The sequence below is a fragment of the Actinomadura rayongensis genome (assembly GCF_009831215.1).
GTDB classification, from domain to species: Bacteria; Actinomycetota; Actinomycetes; order Streptosporangiales; family Streptosporangiaceae; genus Spirillospora; species Spirillospora rayongensis.
This window is the reverse complement of sequence record NZ_WUTW01000002.1, coordinates 511,672-531,599: the sequence shown is the minus strand read 5'-3', so window position 1 is coordinate 531,599 and position 19,928 is coordinate 511,672. Positions and strand designations below refer to the sequence as shown.

15 protein-coding genes are annotated in these 19,928 nt (G+C 73.6%); 9 read left to right on the top strand and 6 right to left on the bottom strand.

Annotated elements, in window-relative coordinates:
* Positions 1–165: 165 nt before the first annotated feature.
* Positions 166–1,278, bottom strand: coding sequence for a citrate synthase 2 (locus GQ466_RS11785; RefSeq protein ID WP_161102909.1), 1,113 nt, complete (start codon positions 1,276–1,278; stop codon positions 166–168).
* Between the two features lie 127 nt (positions 1,279–1,405).
* On the opposite strand from GQ466_RS11785, the gene pdxH reads away from it, so the two are divergent.
* The 4 genes from pdxH to GQ466_RS11765 all read left to right on the top strand — a co-directional run bounded on the left by pdxH (position 1,406) and on the right by GQ466_RS11765 (position 7,193).
* On the top strand, positions 1,406–2,101 hold the full coding sequence (gene pdxH, locus GQ466_RS11780; RefSeq protein WP_378186364.1) for a pyridoxamine 5'-phosphate oxidase: 696 nt from the start codon (positions 1,406–1,408) through the stop codon (positions 2,099–2,101).
* A 428-nt stretch (positions 2,102–2,529) separates the two neighbouring features.
* Positions 2,530–3,885: an MFS transporter gene (locus GQ466_RS11775; RefSeq protein ID WP_337193428.1), complete on the top strand. Its 1,356-nt coding sequence runs from the start codon at positions 2,530–2,532 to the stop codon at positions 3,883–3,885.
* A gap of 162 nt (positions 3,886–4,047) precedes the next feature.
* Positions 4,048–4,758 (top strand): iron-dependent transcriptional repressor DtxR, encoded by a 711-nt coding sequence (locus GQ466_RS11770; protein WP_161102908.1) that lies wholly within the window; start codon positions 4,048–4,050, stop codon positions 4,756–4,758.
* 188 nt (positions 4,759–4,946) lie between these two features.
* Positions 4,947–7,193: a SpoIIE family protein phosphatase gene (locus GQ466_RS11765; protein WP_161102907.1), complete on the top strand. Its 2,247-nt coding sequence runs from the start codon at positions 4,947–4,949 to the stop codon at positions 7,191–7,193.
* A 189-nt stretch (positions 7,194–7,382) separates the two neighbouring features.
* Here the strand turns inward: GQ466_RS11765 and GQ466_RS11760 are convergent, their stop codons facing one another.
* The gene (locus GQ466_RS11760) at positions 7,383–8,000 is read right to left on the bottom strand and encodes a methyltransferase domain-containing protein (RefSeq protein ID WP_161102906.1); all 618 of its coding nucleotides are present in this window, start codon (positions 7,998–8,000) and stop codon (positions 7,383–7,385) included.
* Positions 8,001–8,112: 112 nt separating this feature from the next.
* Positions 8,113–8,277 carry a hypothetical protein gene (locus GQ466_RS30710; RefSeq protein WP_202420392.1) on the bottom strand — a complete coding sequence of 55 codons (165 nt, stop codon included), beginning with the start codon at positions 8,275–8,277 and terminating at the stop codon, positions 8,113–8,115.
* An 81-nt stretch (positions 8,278–8,358) separates the two neighbouring features.
* On the opposite strand from GQ466_RS30710, the gene GQ466_RS11755 reads away from it, so the two are divergent.
* The 3 genes from GQ466_RS11755 to GQ466_RS11745 all read left to right on the top strand — a co-directional run bounded on the left by GQ466_RS11755 (position 8,359) and on the right by GQ466_RS11745 (position 12,140).
* Positions 8,359–8,757 carry a hypothetical protein gene (locus tag GQ466_RS11755; RefSeq protein WP_161102905.1) on the top strand — a complete coding sequence of 133 codons (399 nt, stop codon included), beginning with the start codon at positions 8,359–8,361 and terminating at the stop codon, positions 8,755–8,757.
* A 96-nt stretch (positions 8,758–8,853) separates the two neighbouring features.
* Positions 8,854–10,878, top strand: a complete 2,025-nt coding sequence (locus GQ466_RS11750; protein WP_161102904.1) for an MFS transporter — start codon at positions 8,854–8,856, stop codon at positions 10,876–10,878.
* 128 nt (positions 10,879–11,006) lie between these two features.
* A complete protein-coding gene (locus GQ466_RS11745) occupies positions 11,007–12,140 on the top strand; it encodes an acetyl-CoA C-acetyltransferase (protein ID WP_161102903.1) in 1,134 nt (377 codons plus the stop codon).
* Positions 12,141–12,158: 18 nt separating this feature from the next.
* On the opposite strand, the gene GQ466_RS11740 is transcribed toward GQ466_RS11745, so the two are convergent.
* Complete coding sequence (locus GQ466_RS11740) at positions 12,159–12,920, bottom strand: IclR family transcriptional regulator (protein ID WP_161102902.1); 762 nt, start codon at positions 12,918–12,920, stop codon at positions 12,159–12,161.
* 391 nt (positions 12,921–13,311) lie between these two features.
* Here GQ466_RS11740 and GQ466_RS11735 point away from each other — a divergent pair, with 391 nt between their 5' ends.
* Positions 13,312–14,115 carry a class I SAM-dependent methyltransferase gene (locus tag GQ466_RS11735; protein WP_161102901.1) on the top strand — a complete coding sequence of 268 codons (804 nt, stop codon included), beginning with the start codon at positions 13,312–13,314 and terminating at the stop codon, positions 14,113–14,115.
* Positions 14,116–14,381: 266 nt separating this feature from the next.
* Here the strand turns inward: GQ466_RS11735 and GQ466_RS32290 are convergent, their stop codons facing one another.
* Positions 14,382–17,252, bottom strand: coding sequence for an AAA family ATPase (locus GQ466_RS32290; protein ID WP_161102900.1), 2,871 nt, complete (start codon positions 17,250–17,252; stop codon positions 14,382–14,384).
* A gap of 69 nt (positions 17,253–17,321) precedes the next feature.
* A complete protein-coding gene (locus GQ466_RS11725) occupies positions 17,322–18,242 on the bottom strand; it encodes an amidohydrolase family protein (RefSeq protein ID WP_161102899.1) in 921 nt (306 codons plus the stop codon).
* Between the two features lie 239 nt (positions 18,243–18,481).
* Between GQ466_RS11725 and GQ466_RS11720 the strand changes: the two genes are divergently transcribed.
* Positions 18,482–19,927 (top strand): amino acid adenylation domain-containing protein, encoded by a 1,446-nt coding sequence (locus GQ466_RS11720; protein WP_161102898.1) that lies wholly within the window; start codon positions 18,482–18,484, stop codon positions 19,925–19,927.
* Position 19,928 lies beyond the last annotated feature (1 nt).

The following is a 19,928-nucleotide window of genomic DNA, read 5'->3' as shown; positions in this document are numbered from 1 at the left end:
GGGTTTCCGGTCGGGGACGAGTTGGCGTGTGGGCTTGGCGTTGGGGCGTTGGGGCGTTGGGGCGTTGGGGCGTTGGGTCGGCGGTGAGGTGGCGGGGGGTTCGGTGGGATCGGGAAATGGCAAGGCCCCCGGGTTACCGGGGGCCTCGTCGGGGGGTTGCGGGGGTCAGCCGGCGTTGCGCTTCAGGGCTTCGGCGGCGCCCGCGACGTCCTCGATCGGACGGCTGCCGGGGCCGGTGTAGCGCGCGCTCGGGCGGACGAGGCGGCCCGTGCGCTTCTGCTCCAGGATGTGCGCGGCCCAGCCCGCCGTCCGCCCGCAGGTGAACATCGCGGGCATCATCGCGGTCGGGACCTGCGCGAAGTCGAGGATGACGGCCGCCCAGAACTCGACGTTCGTCTCGATGGCGCGGTCGGGACGGCGCTCGCGGAGCACGGCCAGCGCCGCGTCCTCCAGCGCCTTCGCTGCCTCGTACCGGGGGGCGTCCAGCTCGCGGGCGGTGCGGCGCAGCACGCGGGCGCGCGGGTCCTCGGCGCGGTAGACGCGGTGCCCGAAGCCCATCAGGCGCTCGCCGCCGTCGAGGATGTCGGTGACGACCTTGCGGGCGTCCCCGATCTGCTCCACCTTCTCGATCATCGGGAGGACGCGGGCGGGCGCGCCGCCGTGCAGCGGTCCCGACATCGCGCCGATCGCGCCGGAGATGCTCGCCGCGACGTCCGCGCCGGTGGACGCGATGACGCGGGCGGTGAACGTCGACGCGTTCAGCCCGTGCTCGGCCGCCGAGACCCAGTACGCGTCGATGGCCCGGACGTGCTTGGGGTCCGGCTCACCGCGCCAGCGGATCATGAAGCGCTCGGTGATGGTGCGGCCTTCGTCCACGCGGCTCTGCGGCACCATCGGCACCCCGACGCCGCGCGCCGACTGCGCCACGAAGGACAGCGCGGTGACGGACGTGCGGGCCAGGTCGGCGCGCGCCTCGTCGTCGTCGATGTCCAGCAGGGGACGCATGCCGTACGCCGTCGCGAGGGTCGGCAGCGCGGCCTGGACGTCCACCCGCACGTCACCGGACGTGACCGGCAGGATGTGCGGCTCCGCCGGGGCCAGGCCCGGGTCGAAGCTGTCGTCCACCAGGAGGCCCCAGGCGTCGCCGAAGGAGACGCGGCCGACGAGTTCCTCGATGTCCACGCCCCGGTAGCGGAGGGCGCCGCCCTCCTTGTCCGGTTCGGCGATCTCGGTCTCGAAGGCCACGACCCCCTCGAGACCAGGTTTGAAGTCGGACATGTCGTCCCTGCCTTTCGTCTCCCTGAGTGATAAGGCGGTAGCCGTGCCATTGAACCCTGTCCGCCCTACCGTCCAGTACCCCGGTCCTGGTGAAACCGCCAAGACCCAGGTGAGAGGGTGGAGCGCTGTGAACCGCCCAGCCGACCAGCCGGCACACGACCCCGCACGGCTCCGCGCATCCTACGAAAGGGGTCCGTTGACCGAGCAGGGTGTCCCCGCCGATCCACTCGCACTGTTCACCGCCTGGTTCGAGGACGTCGTCGCCGAGGGCCTGTCCGAGCCGAACGCGATGGTGCTCGCCACCGCCGCGGCGGACGGCGCGCCGAACGCCCGGACCGTCCTGTTGAAGGGCTACAGCCCGGCCGGCTTCCGCTTCTTCACCAACTTCACGTCCGCGAAGGGGCTCGAGCTGGCGGAGAACCCGCGCGCGGCGCTGGTCTTCCCCTGGCACGCGCGGGCGCGGCAGGTGCGCGTGACGGGCCCGGTCGAGCGCCTGCCGGAGGCCGAGTCCGCCGCCTACTTCCGGACGCGCCCCTACGGCTCGCGCCTCGGCGCGTGGGCCAGCGAGCACCAGTCCTCGGTGATCTCCGGCCGCGACGAACTGGAACGCCGCTACACCGAGGTAGCCTCACAGTGGCCAGAACCGGACAATCTGGACGACGACGCCGACGCCGTCCCGCTCCCCGCCTTCTGGGGCGGCTACCGCGTCGTCCCCGCGACGATCGAGTTCTGGCAGGGCCGCCCCAACCGCCTGCACGACCGCATCCGCTACAGCCGCCCCCTCCCGTCCGGCCGCTGGAAGGCAGAGAGACTCTCCCCGTGACCCCTGACCAGGACCCGCCAGAACCCCCCACCACCCCGCCACAACCGGCAACCCCTGACCCCGCGACCTCCACCGAGGCAACCTCCTCCCCAACCGCGACTTCCCCCGCAGGCCCGGCTCCCGCTGCAGGCCCGGCCTCCTCGACAGACGCGGTTTCCCCTGCGGACGCGGCTTCCCCTTCAGGCACAGCTCCCGCTGCGGGCGCGGTTCCCGCCGCAGGCGAGGCGTCCCGCATAGGCGTCGACGCGCGCGAAAGCGCGGCCGACGCTGCTGTGGAAGGTGAGCTGGGCGCGCTCGCGGATGGCGGTGTGGAAGGTGCGCCGCGCGGTGGCGCGGGCGGCGGCTCGGACGGTGACGTGGATCTCGGCACGAGTGATGGTGGCGCGAGTGCCGACGGCGGCGGTGGCGTGAGCGGTGGCGCGGGTGCTGTGAGCCAGGACGTGGGATCGGGCGCGATAGCGAAGGACGGCGGGGACGCCGAGGCGGAGCGGTCGGGCTTGCGGCGGTTCGCGATTGATACGCGTCCGCTCGCCTATGGGCCGTTCCGGCGGTTGTGGCTCGGGCACGGGGTGTCGTTCATCGGGTTCCAGGTCACGGCCGTTGCGGCGCCCGTGCAGGTCTACGACCTCACGAAGTCCTCGCTGTGGGTCGGGGTGCTCGGCTTCGTCAACCTGGTGCCGCTGATCATCTTCGGCCTGTGGGGCGGTGCCATCGCGGACGCCGTGGACCGCCGCCGCCTGTTGTTCGGCTCGTCGTGCGTGATGTGGTGCGCGACGCTCCTGCTGCTGCTCCAGGCGCTGGCCGGGCTGGACAGCGTCGCGTTCATCATGGTCGTCGTCGCGGTCCAGTCGGTCGGGTTCGCGATCGCGTCGCCCACCCGGTCGGCGATCGTGCCGCGCATCATGGACCGGCCGCTCGTCCCGGCCGCGAACACCCTCAACTTCACGGCGAGCCAGCTCGGCGGGTTCGCCGGGCCGCTGCTCGCCGGCGTGATCCTCGCGCGCTGGAACTTCTCCGCCGCCTACGGTCTCGACGCCGTCCTGTTCACGCTGGCGCTCTACGGGGCGCTGCGGCTCCCGCCGATCCCGCCGCTCGGCGAGGTGAAGTCCGCGCCGGGGCTGCGCTCGGTGATCGACGGGCTGCGCTTCCTCGGGACGCAGCCGGTGCTGATGATGTCGTTCGTCGTGGACATCATCGCGATGGGCGTCGCGATGCCCCGCGCGCTGTTCCCCGAGATCGCCGACGCCCGGTTCGGCGGGGACGCCGCCGTCGGCTGGCTGTTCGCCGCGATCTCGATCGGCGCGATCGTCGGCGGGCTGTCGTCCGGCTGGATCGGACGGGTCCGCCGGCAGGGCGCCGCGCTCGTGGCCGCGATCGTCGTGTGGGGGCTCGCGGTGGCGGCGGCCGGTCTCGCGCACTCGCTCTGGCTCGCGGTCCTGCTGCTCGCCGTGGGCGGCGGCGCCGACCTGATCTCGGCCGTGTTCCGGCAGACGATCCTCCAGACCTACGCGCCGGACGAGATGCGCGGCAGACTCCAGGGCGTCTTCACCGTCGTCGTGGCGGGCGGCCCCCGGCTCGGCGACCTGCGCGCGGGGGCGACGGCCGCGGTCGCGGGCGTCACGGCGTCCTGGGTCGGCGGCGGCGTCGCGTGCGCCGTCCTCGTGGTGCTCGCGGGCCTGGCGGTCCCCGCGTTCCTCAAGTACGACACCCGCACCGCGCAGGGGCCGGACGCGTCACCTCTCGCCGAGCCGTCTCGAAAGACCCAGGAACAGCCCTCCGCCTGACCCTCGGGCCGGACGGGCCCGGACCGGGATTTTCGTGGCCAAAGGGAACAAGCGGTCGGCGCCGAGTGTTGTTCGCAAACCCGGATCGCCCGGTTGTCGCTCGGTCCCCTCGTCTGTCGGCGTGAGGAAGTAGACTCGGGTGCCCGAACGCTGGAGGGAGCTGTGACCTCACACGGCCTGATCGACACCACGGAGATGTATCTCCGGACGGTGTTCGAGCTCGAAGAGGAGGGGATCGTCCCCCTCCGCGCGCGCATCGCCGAACGTCTCTCGCAGAGCGGCCCGACGGTGAGCCAGACGGTGGCGCGGATGGAGCGCGACGGGCTGCTCCGGGTCGAGGGGGACCGGCACCTCGCGCTCACCGAGTCCGGCCGGGACCTCGCCACCCGCGTCATGCGCAAGCACCGGCTGGCCGAGTGCCTGCTGGTCAACGTCATCGGCCTCCCCTGGGAGGACGTCCACATCGAGGCGTGCCGGTGGGAGCACGTGATGTCGGAGGAGGTCGAGCGCCGTCTCGTCGCGCTGCTCGACAATCCGACCACCTGCCCGCACGGCAACCCGATCCCCGGCCTGGACGAACTCGGCGGCCACGGCGACGAGCCCGGCGACGCCGCCACCGCGACCCTGTCGATGATGTCCGCGGTCGCGTCGGCGGGCGGCGCCTCGGCCGTCATCCGGCGGATCAGCGAACAGGTCCAGGGCGACAGCGATCTGATGCTTAAACTCAAGCAGATTGGGATACAACCGGGACGACAAGTGACTCTTCGGACAACTGACGACGGGGTGCGGGTGACGGTCGAGGACGAGCCGGATGTGCCGGAGCGGGAAGTGTCGCGCGACATCGCCCAGCACGTCTTCGTGAGCAGGCGCTGAGGTTTGCGGCGAAGCGGCGGGGTGAGCGGCGTGTGCGCTGCGCCGCAAGGGTCTATACCGAAGATCTCCCCATCCGCGCGCCGCGCTGACGCGTACCTGCCGCCGGTTCGTCGTTCAATACGACGGGAGCCCCCGGCCGTCCGGGGACGCGCTGGGCAGGTTTCGGGATCGGCCGTCAGGGTGAGCAGATGAAGAGCTGGGACGACCCGCCGTTCGGTGCGCACCTGCCGCCCGAGACCGTGCTGAACCAGATGGAGATGGCGGTCGTCGTCTGCGACCGGTTCAGCAACGTCATCTACGGCAACGCCTTCACCCGCCGCCTGTTCGGCTTCGGCGGGGACGACGACTCGTTCGTCGGTCACTCGATCCTGTCGCTCGGGATCGCCGAGGAGGACCACGAGCAGGCCACCGAACTCGCCCGGCACGTGCTCAAGGGCAACGTGTGGGAGGGCACCTTCTGCAGCATGCGGTCCGACGGGACGACCGTCTACACCCGCGCGCACGCCGTCCCGTTGCGCCACCCCTCCGGCTCGGTCGACGGCATCGTGATCTTCGCGCGGGAGGCGCTGCGCTCCAACCAGCGCGAACAGGACCGCTACGGTCTGCTGGACCGCATCGGCACCCGGCTCGCGGGCTCGCTTGAGCTGGAGAGCACGCTCCGCCGCGTGGCGGCCACGCTCGTCCCGCAGTTCGCCGACCACTGCTTCATCGACCTGTTCAGCGGCGACCGCCTGATCCGCCGGGTGTCGCGGCACGCCGACGACTGGACGCCGCCGCCCGGCACCTGGCCCGAGGTCGGTGACACGGTCGTCTACCCGCCGGGGCACCTGGCCGCCAAGGCGATGAGTCGCGGCGACGCGGTCCTGGTCGAGGACACGCATCGCGGACGGCCCGGCGAGCACGGCGACGAGATGGGCATCACGTCGGTGATCGCCGCGCCGCTGCTCGTGCGCGGGGAGCTGCTGGGCGTGATGAGCCTGGCGCTGTCGAACCTGACGCGCCGTCCCGACCCGCACTACGACGGGTTCGACCGGGACCTGCTCGGCGCGATCGCCAGCCGCGTGGCGCTGTCGGTGGACAACGCGCTGCTGTTCGAGCAGGAGCGGGAGACGGCGCTGGCGTTCCAGAAGCACCTGCTGCCCGGTGAGAACCCGCCTCGGCTGGACGGCCTGGAGATCGCCTGGCGGTATGAGCCGGCCCGTCCCATCGAGTCGCACGGGCACGGCATCCAGACGCAGGTGGGCGGCGACTGGTACGACGTGATCCCGCTGTCCGCGGGCCGCGTGGGCCTGGTGATCGGGGACGTGGAGGGCCGGGGCGCGCGGGCCGCCGCCGTGATGGGCCAGCTTCGCGCCGCGCTGCGGGCGTTCGCCCAGGACGACAAGCCGCCCGCCGACATCCTGCGCAAGCTGGACGAGTGGGTGCGGACGATGACCCGTCCCGAGCGGACGCGCTCGGGCTGGAACAGCGACGAGCTGGTGCGCCCTCCGCTGGTCTCGTGCACGTACTTCGTGTACGACGCGTGGTCGCGCGTGCTGCAGTTCGCCAACGCGGGCCACGACCCGCCGCTGCTCGTCGTGGACGGCGAGGTCGGCGAGTTGGGGTTCGAGAGCGAGGGCGCGATGCTCGGCGTCCGCGCGCCGGGGCTCGGCGGCGAGATCGTCTACAACGAGGAGACCGCCGAGCTGAAGCCCGGTTCGACGCTCGTGCTGTACACCGACGGGCTGATCGACCGGCGCCCGAAGGACGAGGGCGAGCACCGCACCCGCGAGGAGGCCCGCGAGCTGGTGCGGGCGGCGGTGGAGGCTGCGGCGAGCGGCGGCGTGGAGGACATCGCGGCGGCGGCCTACCGGGCCGTCCCGGGCGACATCGCCGACGACGTCGCGATCGTCGTGATCCGCGCGGCGCCGGACGAGCTGTCGGTGCGCGACCGCACGTTCCCCGCCGAGCCGATCATGGTGTCGGAGGCGCGGCGCCTGGCGGCGGAGGCGTTCGCCGAGTGGAACATGGGCGAGGACCAGCAGGAGCTGGCGTGCCTGCTGGTGTCCGAGGTGGTCACGAACGTGGTGCTGCACGCGACGACGACGCCCGCGCCGCGCCGCGAGCTGGTGCTGGACGGCCCGCCGCCGGTGCAGTTCAACCTCGACGCCTTCGACGAGGACGACTGGGAGACGGGCCTCGGCCTCGGCGGTCGGCTGGGCCGCCGCGAACCGCCCGCCAAGGAGTTCCGGCTGCGGCTGCGGCGCGGCCGGGAGGCGGTGTGGGTCGAGGTGTTCGACACCGACATGCGTCTGCCCCGGATCCGGAGCGCGGGCGAGACCGACGAAGGCGGTCGCGGCCTGTACCTGGTGGACCAGCTCGCCACCCGGTGGGGCGCCCGGCCGACCCCGGACGGCAAGGCGGTCTGGTTCGAGCTTCCGCTGACGGCGCACTGATCCTCCCCTCAGATCCCGGGCCCCCTCGACCCGGACGTCCCGTTCAGCCTCACCCGCCGTCCCCCCGCCCCGCAATCCGCTCCGCAACTTGTGGATAACTCTCCGCGATCACCCGCGCGCCGCGTCATCTCCGCCTGGTGCGGTTCAGTGTTCGCTGCGTCGCTTACCCGGCGCGGGCGGTTCCGGCGGTCAGGAGGGGCGGATCGCGACGTGGGCCCAGGACTGGGTGAACCACAGCTCTCCGCCGATGACGCGCGGTCGGGCGCCCGTGACCCGCCCGCCGTCCACCTCGCGCAGCAGGGTCCGGCGGATCCGGTCGGCGTCGGGCGTGTCGGACGCTGCGAGCCACGGGTCAAGGGGACGTTCGGCGGTGAAGGCGTCCACGCGCCCGATCGTCCCGCCCGCCGACGCGATCAGCCCGGTCAGCTCCGTGACCGACGACCCCGGGGCGGCGTGCCCGGTCGCGGTGAGGTCGCCGCGCACGAGTTCGGCGAGCACGACCCGTCCGTCCGGCGCGCAGACGCGCAGCAGCTCCCGCACCACGGCGGCGGGCTCGCCGAGCGACCGCAGCGACGGACGGCACGTGACCAGCGAGAACGACCGCTCCGCGTAAGGAAGGACGCAGGCGTCACCGGGCGCGTCCGCCGTGACGACGCGCCGGACGCGTTCCCGCAGCGCCCCGGCCAGCTCCTCGCCCCCGCCCGCGACGTCCAGGCACAGGTCGCCCGACGCGGGCGCGGAGAACTCCAGCAGCCGCCGCAGATGGACGGGGAGCGCACCCTGCGCGGTGAGGGCCGGATGGGCCACGGCGAATTCCCCCTCGGCTCGGCGGCGCGGGCCGGCGTCCGCCGGAAGGCGCCCCGGACCGGTTTCGCCGGTTATGACGCCGAGCGGCGCGCCGAAGTTCGCGGCACCCCGCTCACCCGCCGTTCAGATGGCGACCGAACAGCGCGAGCACCACGATCACGAAGACGACCATGATGCTGGACCGGGCGGGCGCGGACATCCGGAGCCGCTGGGCCGTCCACCGGATGACGAACGCGCAGAGCAGCGCCATGACGACCAGCGCTATGTACCCCTCCATCGGTCATCCTCTCCCGGGAACGGCGTCGCATCCAGAAGCCTAATGGCGCAGGGGGCGGAGCGGCGGGCTACGCTCCCGGATGTGGCAGATGAGAAGGAAGACACCAAACGGGACCGAGCGGACGTCGCCCTGAAGACCCTGGCGCAGGCCAGGATCGGGCTCGGCGTGGCCGCGTTCACCGCTCCCGCGCTCAGCGCCCGGCTCCTCGGGCTGGGCGGCGCCGACAACCCCGCCCGCGACTACGCGCTGCGCCTGTTCGGTGCGCGGGAGATCGGTCTCGGGGCCGGTTACCTGCTGGGCAAGGGCCCGTCGCGCAAGGCCTGGGCACGGTACGGGCTCGCCGCGGACGTCCTCGACACCGTCGCCGGCCTGAAGGGGCGCGGTCGGCTGCCGCTGTGGAGCGTCGCGGCCGTGGTCGCGCTGTCCGGCGGCGCTGCGGCGCTGGGGGCCGCCACGGTGGCCCGGGACGTCGTCCGCTGAATCGCTCCGCCCGGTGGTCGCCCGATCACCGGGCGTGTGGCTAATTCCCTCCCGATGGGTAGATCCCTCCCGTAAGCGACATCACGGGGGGCACGGATGGCCGCGGATCAGGCGAGCGCGGAGACCACCGCGCGGGACATGCCGAAGGGCCGCGACCTCGCGGTGATCCTCGGCGCGCTGATGCTGTCGATCCTGCTGGCGGCGCTGGATCAGACGATCGTCTCGACGGCGCTGCCCACGATCGTGAGCGACCTCGGGGGCCTGAACCACCTGTCCTGGGTGGTCACGGCGTACTTGCTGGCGTCGACGGCGTCCACGCCGCTGTGGGGCAAGCTCGGCGACCAGTACGGCCGCAAGCGGCTGTTCCAGCTCTCCATCGTCATCTTCCTGATCGGGTCCGCGCTGTGCGGCCAGGCCGGGAACATGGCCGAGCTGATCACGTTCCGGGCGATCCAGGGCCTCGGCGGCGGCGGGCTGATGGTGCTGGTCGTGGCGATCGTCGGGGACGTCGTCCCGCCCCGCGAGCGCGGCCGGTACCAGGGCCTGTTCGGCGGCGTCTTCGGCGTCGCGAGCGTCTGCGGCCCGCTGCTCGGCGGCTGGTTCGTGGACAACCTGTCGTGGCGCTGGGTGTTCTACATCAACATCCCGATCGGGCTGGTCGCGCTGGTCGTCATCGCGGCGGTCCTGCACGCGCCCACCGAACGCCACGCGCACCGCATCGACTACCTCGGCACGCTGCTCATCGTCGGCTGGTCCGTGGCGCTCGTGCTGCTGACGACGTGGGGCGGCACGACGTACGGCTGGGGTTCGTTCCCGATCGTCGCGCTCGGCGTCCTCGCGGTCGTACTCATCGCGCTGTGGGCGTTCGCGGAACGACGGGCGGCCGAACCCGTCCTGCCGCTGCACCTGTTCGCCGAGTCGGTGTTCACGCTCAGCGCGGCGATCAGCTTCGCGGTCGGGTTCGCGATGTTCGGCGCGCTGACGTTCCTGCCGATCTTCCTCCAGGTGGTCCACGGGGTGTCGCCGACGCTGTCGGGCGTCCACCTGCTGCCGATGATGGCGGGCCTGCTGCTCGCGTCGATCGGATCCGGGCAGGTCATCAGCCGGACGGGCCGCTACCGGATCTTCCCCGTCGTCGGGACGCCCATCGTCGCGGTCGCGATGTTCTTGCTGTCCCGCGTGGACGAGACGTCCTCCACGTTGTCGATGAGCCTGCGGTTCGCACTGCTCGGCTTCGGTCTCGGACTGGTGATGCAGGTGCTCGTCATCGCCGTCCAGAACCGGGTGCCGTACTCCGACCTGGGAGCGGCGACGTCCGGTGTGACGTTCTTCCGACAGATCGGCGGCTCGTTCGGTGTGGCGGTGTTCGGTTCCATCTTCAGCAACCGCCTGGCGTCGAACATGACGGACCTGGCGCGCCGTGGGGAGCTGCCGCCGGGATTCGATGCGCGGGCCGTCCAGGGCAACGCGCGTCTCCTGGACAAGCTGCCGTCCAATGTGCGCGGCCACTTCCTGCACGCCTACTCCGACGCCATCCAGCACGTGTTCCTGTGGGCGGTGCCGGTGGCAGCGGCCGGGTTCCTGCTCACGCTGTTCCTGCGGGAGGCGCCGCTGCGGTCCACGGCGGCGGCGCCCGACTACGGCGAGGGCGTCGGCGGCGCGTCGGCGCGCGGCTCGCGCGAGGAGATCGAGCGGGCGCTGAGCGACCTCATGCGCCGCGACCCGAACGCCCGCGAGGTACTGGCCCGGCTCGGCCGGCTGGCGGGCGTGGACCTGCCGCCGGGCAGCATGTGGGCGCTGTGCCGGATCGCGCGCGAGGGGCCGGTCGCGGGCGACGTGCTCGCCCGCCGGGCCGGAGTGGACGCGGCGAAGGGCCGCCCGTTCGTGGACAGGCTCGTCGACGGCGGATACGTCACGCGCACCGACGCGGGCCTGACGGTCACCGAGCGGGGCCGGGACGCGAGCGAGCGCCTGTTCGAGGCCCGCGCGCGGGGTCTCGCGCGGCATCTGGACGGCTGGTCGCCGGAGGAGAACCCCGAGCTGACGAGCCTGCTGGCGAAGCTGGCGCGCACCACGCTCGGCGACGACGCCAGCGGACGCCAGGTGCAGACGACGGACTGAAGACTGTCGCCCGCGGGAGATACAGGTCACACCGCTTTGCGGGATACTCGGGGGTAACCTCATACTGACTGACCGAATCTCACTCGGTTTAGGGACGGAACCCCCAGACCCCTGCTTTTGGAGGCGTAGTGGCCGAGGCGTACATCGTCGGCGCGGTCCGTACCCCCGTCGGGACGAAGAAGGGCGCCCTCAAGGACGTCCATCCCGCCGACCTCGGGGCCCACGTGCTCAAGGAACTCGTCGACCGGACCGGGGTGGACCCGGCCGCCGTCGAGGACGTCATCATGGGCTGCGTCATGCAGGTCGGCCCGCAGACGCTCGACATCGCCCGCACCGCGTGGCTGTCGGCGGGGCTGCCCGAGAGCGTGCCCGGCGTCACCATCGACCGGCAGTGCGGCTCCTCCCAGCAGGCCGTCCACTTCGCCGCCCAGGGCGTGCTGTCGGGGACGCAGGACCTCGTCGTCGCGGCCGGCGTCGAGCAGATGACCAAGGTGCCGATGGGCTCCAGCCTCGTCGCGGGCATGGAGTTCCCGTTCGGCGAGGGCTGGGGCGAGCGCTACGGCCAGCAGGAGATCACCCAGTTCCGCGGCGCGCAGCTCATGGTCGAGAAGTGGGGCCTCACCCGCGAGGACCTGGAGAAGTTCGCGCTGGAGAGCCACCGCCGGGCGTCCAAGGCCATCGAGGCGGGCTACTTCGACCGCGAGATCGCCCCGATCGCCGGGCTGAGCAAGGACGAGGGCGCGCGCCCCGACACCACGCTGGAGAAGATGGCGGGCCTCAACCCGCTGCGCGAGGGCTGGGCGATCACGGCCGCCGTCGCGTCGCAGATCTCCATCGGCGCGTCCGCGCTGCTCATCGCGTCCGAGGACGCCGTGCGCCGGCACAACCTGACGCCGCGCGCCCGCATCCACACCCTCGCGGTGTGCGGGTCCGACCCCGTCTACATGCTGACCGGGCCGATCCCCGCCACCGAGAAGGCGCTCGCCAAGAGCAACCTCAAGATCGACGACATCGACGTGTTCGAGGTCAACGAGGCGTTCGCCCCCGTGCCGCTGGCGTGGGCGCGCGACACCGGCGCGTCCCTGGAGAAGACCAACCCCAACGGCGGCGCGATCGCGCTCGGGCACCCGCTCGGCGCGACCGGCGGCATCCTCATGACGAAGATGCTGCACGAGCTGGAGCGCACCGGCGGCCGGTACGGCCTCCAGACGATGTGCGAGGGCGGCGGCCAGGCCAACGCCACCATCATCGAGCGCGTCTGACGCGTCCGGCCGGCCGGATCACCCGAGCGTCAGCGTGAGCGTCCGCTCGATCCGGTCGGCCGCGGCGCGCAGCCGGTGCGCCGACCGCTCCACCTCCGGCAGGCGGGGCGCCGGGCACGACACCGCGAGCGCGCCCGCGACGCCGCCCGTCGCGTCCGTCACCGGGACGGCGGCGCAGACGGTCCCGAGCGCGTACTCCTCGCGGTCCAGCCAGAGGTCGCGCGGGGCGCGCAGCGCGGTGAGGAAGCGGTCCGGGTCGGTGATCGTCCGGGGCGTCAGGTCGGCGAGGACGTTCCGGGTGACGTAGGCGCGCCGCCACTCCTCGTCGGTCTGGGAGAGCACGCACTTGCCGATCGCGGTGGCGTGCGCGGCGTCGGTGAAGCCCGCCCACAGGTCCACGCGCGGGGCGCGCGGGCCGTCGGCGATGTCGAGGATGCGGATCTCGTCGTCCACCCGCATCCCGAAGTACGCGGCCATGCCGAGCTCGTCGCGCAGCGCGACGAGCGTCGGGCGGATCCGCGTCAGCAGCCGGTGCGGACGGCTCCCGCCCTCCAGCGCCCCGACGCGGTCGCCGAGGACCCACAGCCCGTCGGGCAGCCGCGCCGCGTAGCCCTCGTGCGCCAGCGTCCGCAGCAGGTGGTAGGCCGTGCCCAGCGGAATCCCGGACTCGCGCGCGAGCTGCTTGGCGGGCGCCCCGCCCGGATGGGACGCGACCGTCTCCATCAGGTGCAGGGCACGGCGCACCGACGCGATGAGCGTGGGCCTGCGTGTCTCCTCCATCACCGACAGCGAACCCCGCGCGCCGTCGCTGGTCAAGCCGTCCGCCGATACTCGCCCGCACGGCCGGGCGCGCGCCCCGGACGTCCGCCGCCCGGTGCCGCCATATGAAAATCATCGGCATGTGATCATGCCGTGCCGTCGGTATGTTGCGGGACCAAGCCCCGTCCCGGGGCGCGGCACCCGGCCCGCGGCCGGTCTCCCCCTCCGCCGCGTCCTGGGACGGCCCGCGTTCACCGCGCGTACATGTCGTGTTCGCACTGGCACTCGCCGTCAAAACGGCGGTGGGAACGTTGCGGGGACGTCGTCGCTAGACTGTCCGGACTCCATCGCAGGGACGGTCTCCCCGAGACGACGGTCCACATTGCGACGCACGCATCTACGAGCGGACACCATGCAGTCACGAGGTCAGAAGAAAACCCTTACCGCCAGGCTTCTCAACCTCCTCAGCACACGCCAGGCACCTCCGGCGCACGACGGCGACGTCGTCCAACCCGCCGCGGGGGACGGGGCGCTGGAGAACCACCTGGGCGGGGACGAGGCCCGCAACTACCGGAAGTACGAGCACGAGACCGTCGCTCCCTACGTCGGACGGTCGATGCTGGAGATCGGCTCTGGGTTGGGGCACTTCTCCGAGAACTTCGTCGGACGGCTCGACTACCTGGCCGTCAGCGACAACGACCCCTACTGCGTCGGGGAGCTGCGCAAGCGGTACGCCGACGCGGCCGACGTCGAGGTCATCGACCTGGAGCTTCCCGCCGAGATCGAGATCCGGCAGAAGGTCGACACGGTCGTCATGATGAACGTCCTGGAGCACATCAAGGACGACGTCCAGGCGCTGCGCGACCTCGCCGCCGTCACCGAGCCGGGCGGCCGGATCGTCATCTGGGTGCCCGGCTACATGCAGCTCTACGGGGACTTCGACCGCAAGGTCGGGCACGTCACCCGCTACACGCCGGCGACGCTCCGCGCGTCGGTCGAGGAGGCCGGGCTGCGGCCCGAGGTCCTCAAGCCGATCAACTTCCTCGGCGGCATCGCCTGGTGGGTGGCCGTGCGGCGCGGCGGGACGGGCTACCCCGATCCCAAGCTCGTCCGGATCTACGACCGGACGGTCGTGCCGCTCACCCGGCTGATCGAGCGCTTCGTCCGGCCGCCGTTCGGCCAGACGGTGCTCTGCGTGGCGCGCGTTCCGTCCTGACCCGGATACCGAGGCGCGCGGAGGCCATGATCTCCGCGCGTCTTTAGGTATGCCGATACGGGTGGATCCGGATGGCGGGCGGGTCGTGCCGCGGCGAGACTGGCCGCAGGCCGGACGGGCCGGGGGCCGCCCCTCCCAGCGGAGATGACCGTTTCATCCGCGGCACCCGGCCGGGACGGCCGGCCACTGAAGTTCCCGTGTGGCCCGACGGCCCGGGGACGGGGATCCGGGAGGGGAGATCCCCGTCCCCGCGGCCCGCACCGGGGTCAGCGGGACGGTTCGGGCTCGGTGAACAGGGCCATGCGGTGCGCCGTGGCCGCCGCCTCGCCCCGCGTCGCGACGCCCAGCTTGGCGAGGATGTTCGAGACGTGGACGCTCGCCGTCTTCGCGGAAATCGACAGCTCCGCCGCGATGTCGCGGTTGCTGCGGCCCGCCGCGACATGGCGCAGCACCTCGTGCTCGCGCGGCGTCAGCCCGAGCGGGGCGGCGTCGCGGGGGCCGCGCAGGCGGCGCGCCAGCTCGTCCAGCCGGCCGCACAGCGGGCGCGCGCCGAGGGCGCGGGCGAGGTCCGTCGCGGTGTCGAGACGCGCCACCGCCCCGTCCCGGTCGCCCGCGGCGAGGGCGGCGAGCGCCGTGCGTTCCAGCGCCTGCGCCCGCTCGTAGGGGCGTTCCAGGGCCTGCCAGGCGGCGGCGACGTCGTCCCAGGCCGCGCCGTCGCGGACGCCGCGCGCGTACGCGGCCTCGGCGCGGAACGTCGCGAGCCACGCGGCCTGCGCGCCGCCGCGCACGGCGAGGCCGTCCGCGCGGGCCTCCAGGGGAGCGAGGGCGGCGTCCGGGTCGTCGAGCTGGCCCGCCGCCCGCGCGCCGAGCACGAGCGCGGGCAGCGCGTACCGGGCGTCGTCGGGCAGGCCGGGGATCTCCACGACCCGGGCGACCGCCGCCAGCGCCTCCTCCGGACGTCCTTCGGCGAGCGCGATCCCGGCCTGGAGCCGCAGCGTCGCGAAGTAGTCCTGCGTCTTGCGCCAGCGCGCCTTCGGTCCCATGACCTCGGCGGCGGACGCGAGATGCCCGGCGGCCGTCGCGACGTCGCCGCGGCCGAGCGCGATCTCGCCGTCCAGGACGTGCAGGGACGTCCGGATCGTGATGGCCGGGTCCTGTTCGTAGGCCTCGCGGAGCACGTCGGCGGCCTCGTCCCAGCGGCCGAGGGACACGAGCGGTTCGGCGCGGTTGATGCACAGGAAGCTGCCCTGCGTCCGGGCGACGCCGAAATCGCGGGCCTGCTCGATGCCGCGCCGGGCGACGGCGGCGGCCTCGGCGTGCCGTCCGACGCCTTCCAGATAGTGGGATTCGATCACCGAGAGCCGCAGGATCGCGCTGTGCGCGCCGCCCGCCCGCCGGACGGCCGCCGAGATCTCCCTGAGCTGCCCGAGGTCGTCGCCGTAGTCGACGTCCACGCAGAACAGCGTGACGAGCGCGTGCGTCTCGGCCGAGCCGTCGCCGAGCCGCCGCGCGATCTCCAGCGACTCCCGGGCGGCGGCGCGCGCCTCGTCGATGCCGGTCGTCAGGCGGCCGTACTGGGCGAGGGTGGACAGCGCCCGCGCGCGCAGCACGGTCGGCTCGTCCAGCGCCGCGACGGCGTCGCGCAGGTCCTCGATGAAGCCGGGCCGGGCGAGCTGGTGCAGCATCGCGCCGCGCAGCATGAGCAGCGCCGCGCGCCGCTCCCGGGCGCCGTCGTCGTCGGCGAGCGCGCGCAGGGCCGCGCCGACGAGCTTGATCCCGCGTTCGTACTCGCCCGCCATCTCGGCCGCCGTCGCGGCCTGCTCCAGCACCTCGACATGGTCGGCCTCGATGCGCTCGGCGGCGTCCGGGACGCGCTCCCACAGCTCCAGCACGCGCGACAGCATCGCCAGGCACTCGGCGTAGGCGACGGCCTTGCGCGCGTCGGCCGCCGCCCGCCACGCGCTGACGAGCGCCCAGGTCGCGTCGTGAGCCGCGAGCCAGTGGTGGCTCAGCTCGACCCAGACCCGTCCGGCCGGGACGAGCCCCGGATCGCGTTCCAGCGCCTCGGCGTAGCGGGTGTGCAGGCGCGTGTACTCGCCGGGCAGCAGGTCGTCGTGCAGCGCCTCGCGGATCAGGGCGTGCCGGAAGGCGTAGCCGTCGCCGTCCACGACGAGGACGTTCGCGGCGACGGCGGGCCGGAGGACGCGGGTGAGCGCGCGGTCGTCCAGACCGGAGACGGCCGACAGCAGCCGGTGCTCGATGCGGGTGCCGCCGCCCGCCGCGTCCCGCAGGACCTCCTGGGTCTCCTCGGGGAGCCGCTGGACGCCCGCGAGCAGCAGGTCGCGCAAGGACTCGGGCAGCTCGCACGCCAGCGTGCCGTCGGCGTCGAGCAGGGTCTCCACGAACAGCGGGTTGCCCTCGCTGCGGGCGTGGATGCGGCCGACGAGGTCGTGCGACGGGTCGGTCCCGAGGATCCGCCCGGCCAGTTCGGCGACCTCGGGACGGGTGAGCCGGTCCAGGTCGAGGCGCCGAACGCGGTCGAGCCGGCCCAGCTCGGCGAGCAGCGGGCGGAGCGGATGGGTGCGGTGCAGCTCGTCGGTCCGGTAGGTGACGACGATCAGCAGCGGCACGGCGCCGAGGTTGCGGAGGAGGAAGGCCAGCAGGTCACGGGTGGAACGGTCCGCCCAGTGGGCGTCCTCCACGACGAGCACGACGGGCCCCTGCCCGGCCAGGCCCTCCAGCAGGATCAGCACCAGCTCGAACAGCCGGGCGCGCTCCTCGCCGGACGCCGCGTCGGTCTCCGGCTCGCCGAACTCCGGCAGCAGCCGGGCGAGGCCGCCGGTGTCGCCGCGCGGCAGGAACTCGGCGATCCCGTCGGCGCCGATGGACCGGACGAGCCCGCGCAGCATGGTCGTGAACGGGGCGAAGGGCAGGCCGTCGGAGCCCAGCTCCAGGCAGCCGCCGACGAGCACGCGGCCGGCGAGCCCGGCGCGGAACTCGCGGATCAGCCGGGTCTTGCCGAGCCCGGCCTCGCCGCCGACGAGGACGGCCCCGGGCGCGTCGGCGAGGGCGCGGCGCAGCTCGGCCAGTTCGGCGCCGCGGCCGACCAGGACGGGGCTCGCCAGTGGGGTGGTCACTCCACCAGAATGCCAGCCGAATACGACAAAACGCCTCCCAATTTACCGGTGGCCTTGTGAACCGGCTGCTCAGCGGGCCAGCCGGGGGAACAGTCCGGCCGCGCCGTCCGGGCCGGGGGACCGGAATCCGGCCGCGAGGATCACCTCGTCGGTCATGAACGGGAAGTCGGTGCCGGTGAGGATGTGGGAGTCGTCCGTCACTTCGCGTAAGCATTCGAGGACGCCGGGCGACTCGGACTGGGCGGTGTCGTAGTACAGGCCGTGCAACGCCGCGTCGACCGCCTCGGGCGTGGCGTGGACGTCGCCCGCGAGCACCCACGTCCCGGCGAGCGCGAACCGCCGCGCGAGATACGGGACGGCCCCGCCCGCGTGCGCGACGATCAGCCGCACGCGCGGGCAGCGGCGCAGCGTCCCGCCGAACACCAGCCCCGCCACCGCGCGCGTCGTGTCCAGCGCGAAGTCCACCAGCGACGGCGGCACCGATGGCCCCGCGCACCGGCACGCGACGCTCGGGTTCGGGTGGACGAGCGCGACGGCCCCGCGCCGGTCCAGCTCGTCGAAGACCGGGACGAGCGACAGGTCGGCGAGCGTCCGGCCGTCGGGCAGGCTCGCGGGGAGCACGACGCCGTCCATCCCGAGGACGTCCAGCGCGAAGCCGATCTCCAGCAGCGTGCCGTCCGGGTCGTCCAGCGGCAGGCAGGCCAGCGCGCCGAACCGGCCGGGACGGTCCTCCGCCAGCCCCGCCGTGCCCTCGTTGACCGCCCGCACCAGCGGCCCGGACCGCCGCGCGAACGCCGCGTCCGGCAGCGGCGCCGACAGCACGGCAGCGGCCAGCCCGGCCCGGTCCAGCAGGCGCAGCGAGTCGTCGGGCTTCCAGTCCGGCAGCGGCACGCCGGGCGCCAGCTCGGTCACGCCGAGATCGCGCAGCGCGGCGGTCAGCGCCGGGGGATAGGCGTGGTGGTGGACGTCGATCGGGCCGGCCGGGCGCATCGCGGCTCCCTTCGGGCGTCCTCGTCGGGCTCTCACCCTAGGAACGCGGCCGGGACGCCGTCGTCGGGAGAAAGGACCGAACGTCCCCTCATTTCGGCCCGTCCCCTCATCACTTCGGGGGGAGCGAATCCGGCAGAGCGGACGAGGACAGGGCCCGTCCGGCGCTCCTACGCTGGCGCCGTGGATCTCGATCAGCTCGTCCGCGTCCCCGCCGCGCGACGTGCCGGACCGGAGCGCTGATGCGCGTCGCCCGGCTCGACCGGCTCGTCCGCGAGCAGGCCCGCGTCTCGCCCGGCGCGATCGCGATCGACGCCCCGGACGGCCACTGGACCTACGCCGAACTCGACGCCGCCGCCGACGGCGTCGCCCACGCCCTGGCCCGGCTCGGCGTGCGGCGCGGCGACCGGGTCGTGCTCTGGCTGCCCAAGAGCGCCCGCGCCATCGCCGCGATGCAGGGCGTGCTGCGGCTCGGCGCGGCGTACGTGCCGGTCGACCCGCTCGCGCCCGCCGACCGGGCCGCGCTGCTTGTCGCCGACTGCGCCCCGCGCGCCGTCGTCACCGATCCGGGCCGGGCGCCGCAGCTCACGGCGGCGGGCGTGCGGGTCCCGCTGCTGACGGGCCGCACCGGACCGGCCGGGCCCGTCCCGGACGTCCCCGGACGCCGCGAAGACGACCTCGCCTACATCCTCTACACCTCCGGCACGACCGGGACGCCCAAGGGCGTGTGCCTGTCGCACCGCAACGCGCTCGCGTTCACGACCTGGGCGGCGGCCGAGCTGCGCGCGACGCCCGGCGACCGGTTCGCCAACCACGCGCCGTTCCACTCCGACCTGTCCGTCCTCGACCTGTACGTGGCGTTCGCGGCGGGCGCGTCGGTGCACCTCGTGCCGGACGAGGCCGCGTTCGCGCCGCGCCGGCTCGTCGAGTACGTCACCGGACGCCGGATCACGGTCTGGTACTCGGTGCCGTCCGCGCTGGTGCTCATGGTGCGCGAGGGCGGGCTGGCCGACGCCGGGCCGGCGGCGCTGCGGGCCGTCCTGTTCGCGGGGGAGCCGTTCCCGCCCGGCCCGCTGCGCCGGTTGCGCGCCGCCCTGCCGGACGCCCGGCTGCTCAACCTCTACGGCCCCACCGAGACCAACGTCTGCACGTTCCACGAGGTCACCGTCGTGGACGGTCCCGTGCCCCTCGGCCGCGCGTGCTGCGGCGACCGCGTCCGCGCTCTCCGCCCGGACGGCACCGAGGCCGCCCCCGGCGAACCGGGCGAACTCGTCGTGGACGGCCCGACCGTCATGCTCGGCTACTGGGGCCGCCCGCCGCGCCGCGGCCCGTTCGCCACCGGCGACCGCGCGGTGCTCCGCGACGGCGTCTACCACTACCTCGGCCGCGACGACGCCCGCGTGAAGCTGCGCGGGAACCGGATCGAGCCCGGCGAGATCGAGGCCGTCCTCGCGTCGTGCCCCGGCGTCGCCGAGGTGGCCGTCGTGGTGACCGGCACGGGCGCCGACGCCCGGCTCGTCGCGCACGTCGTGCCCGAGGGGGAGCGCGGGCCGGGGCCGCTGGAGATCCGGCGGCACTGCGCGCCGGTGCTGCCCCCGGCCATGATCCCGGGCGACGTCCGGCACGTGCGGGCCCTGCCGAGGACGTGCACCGGCAAGACCGATCGGGGACGCCTTGCCGCGTCCTGAC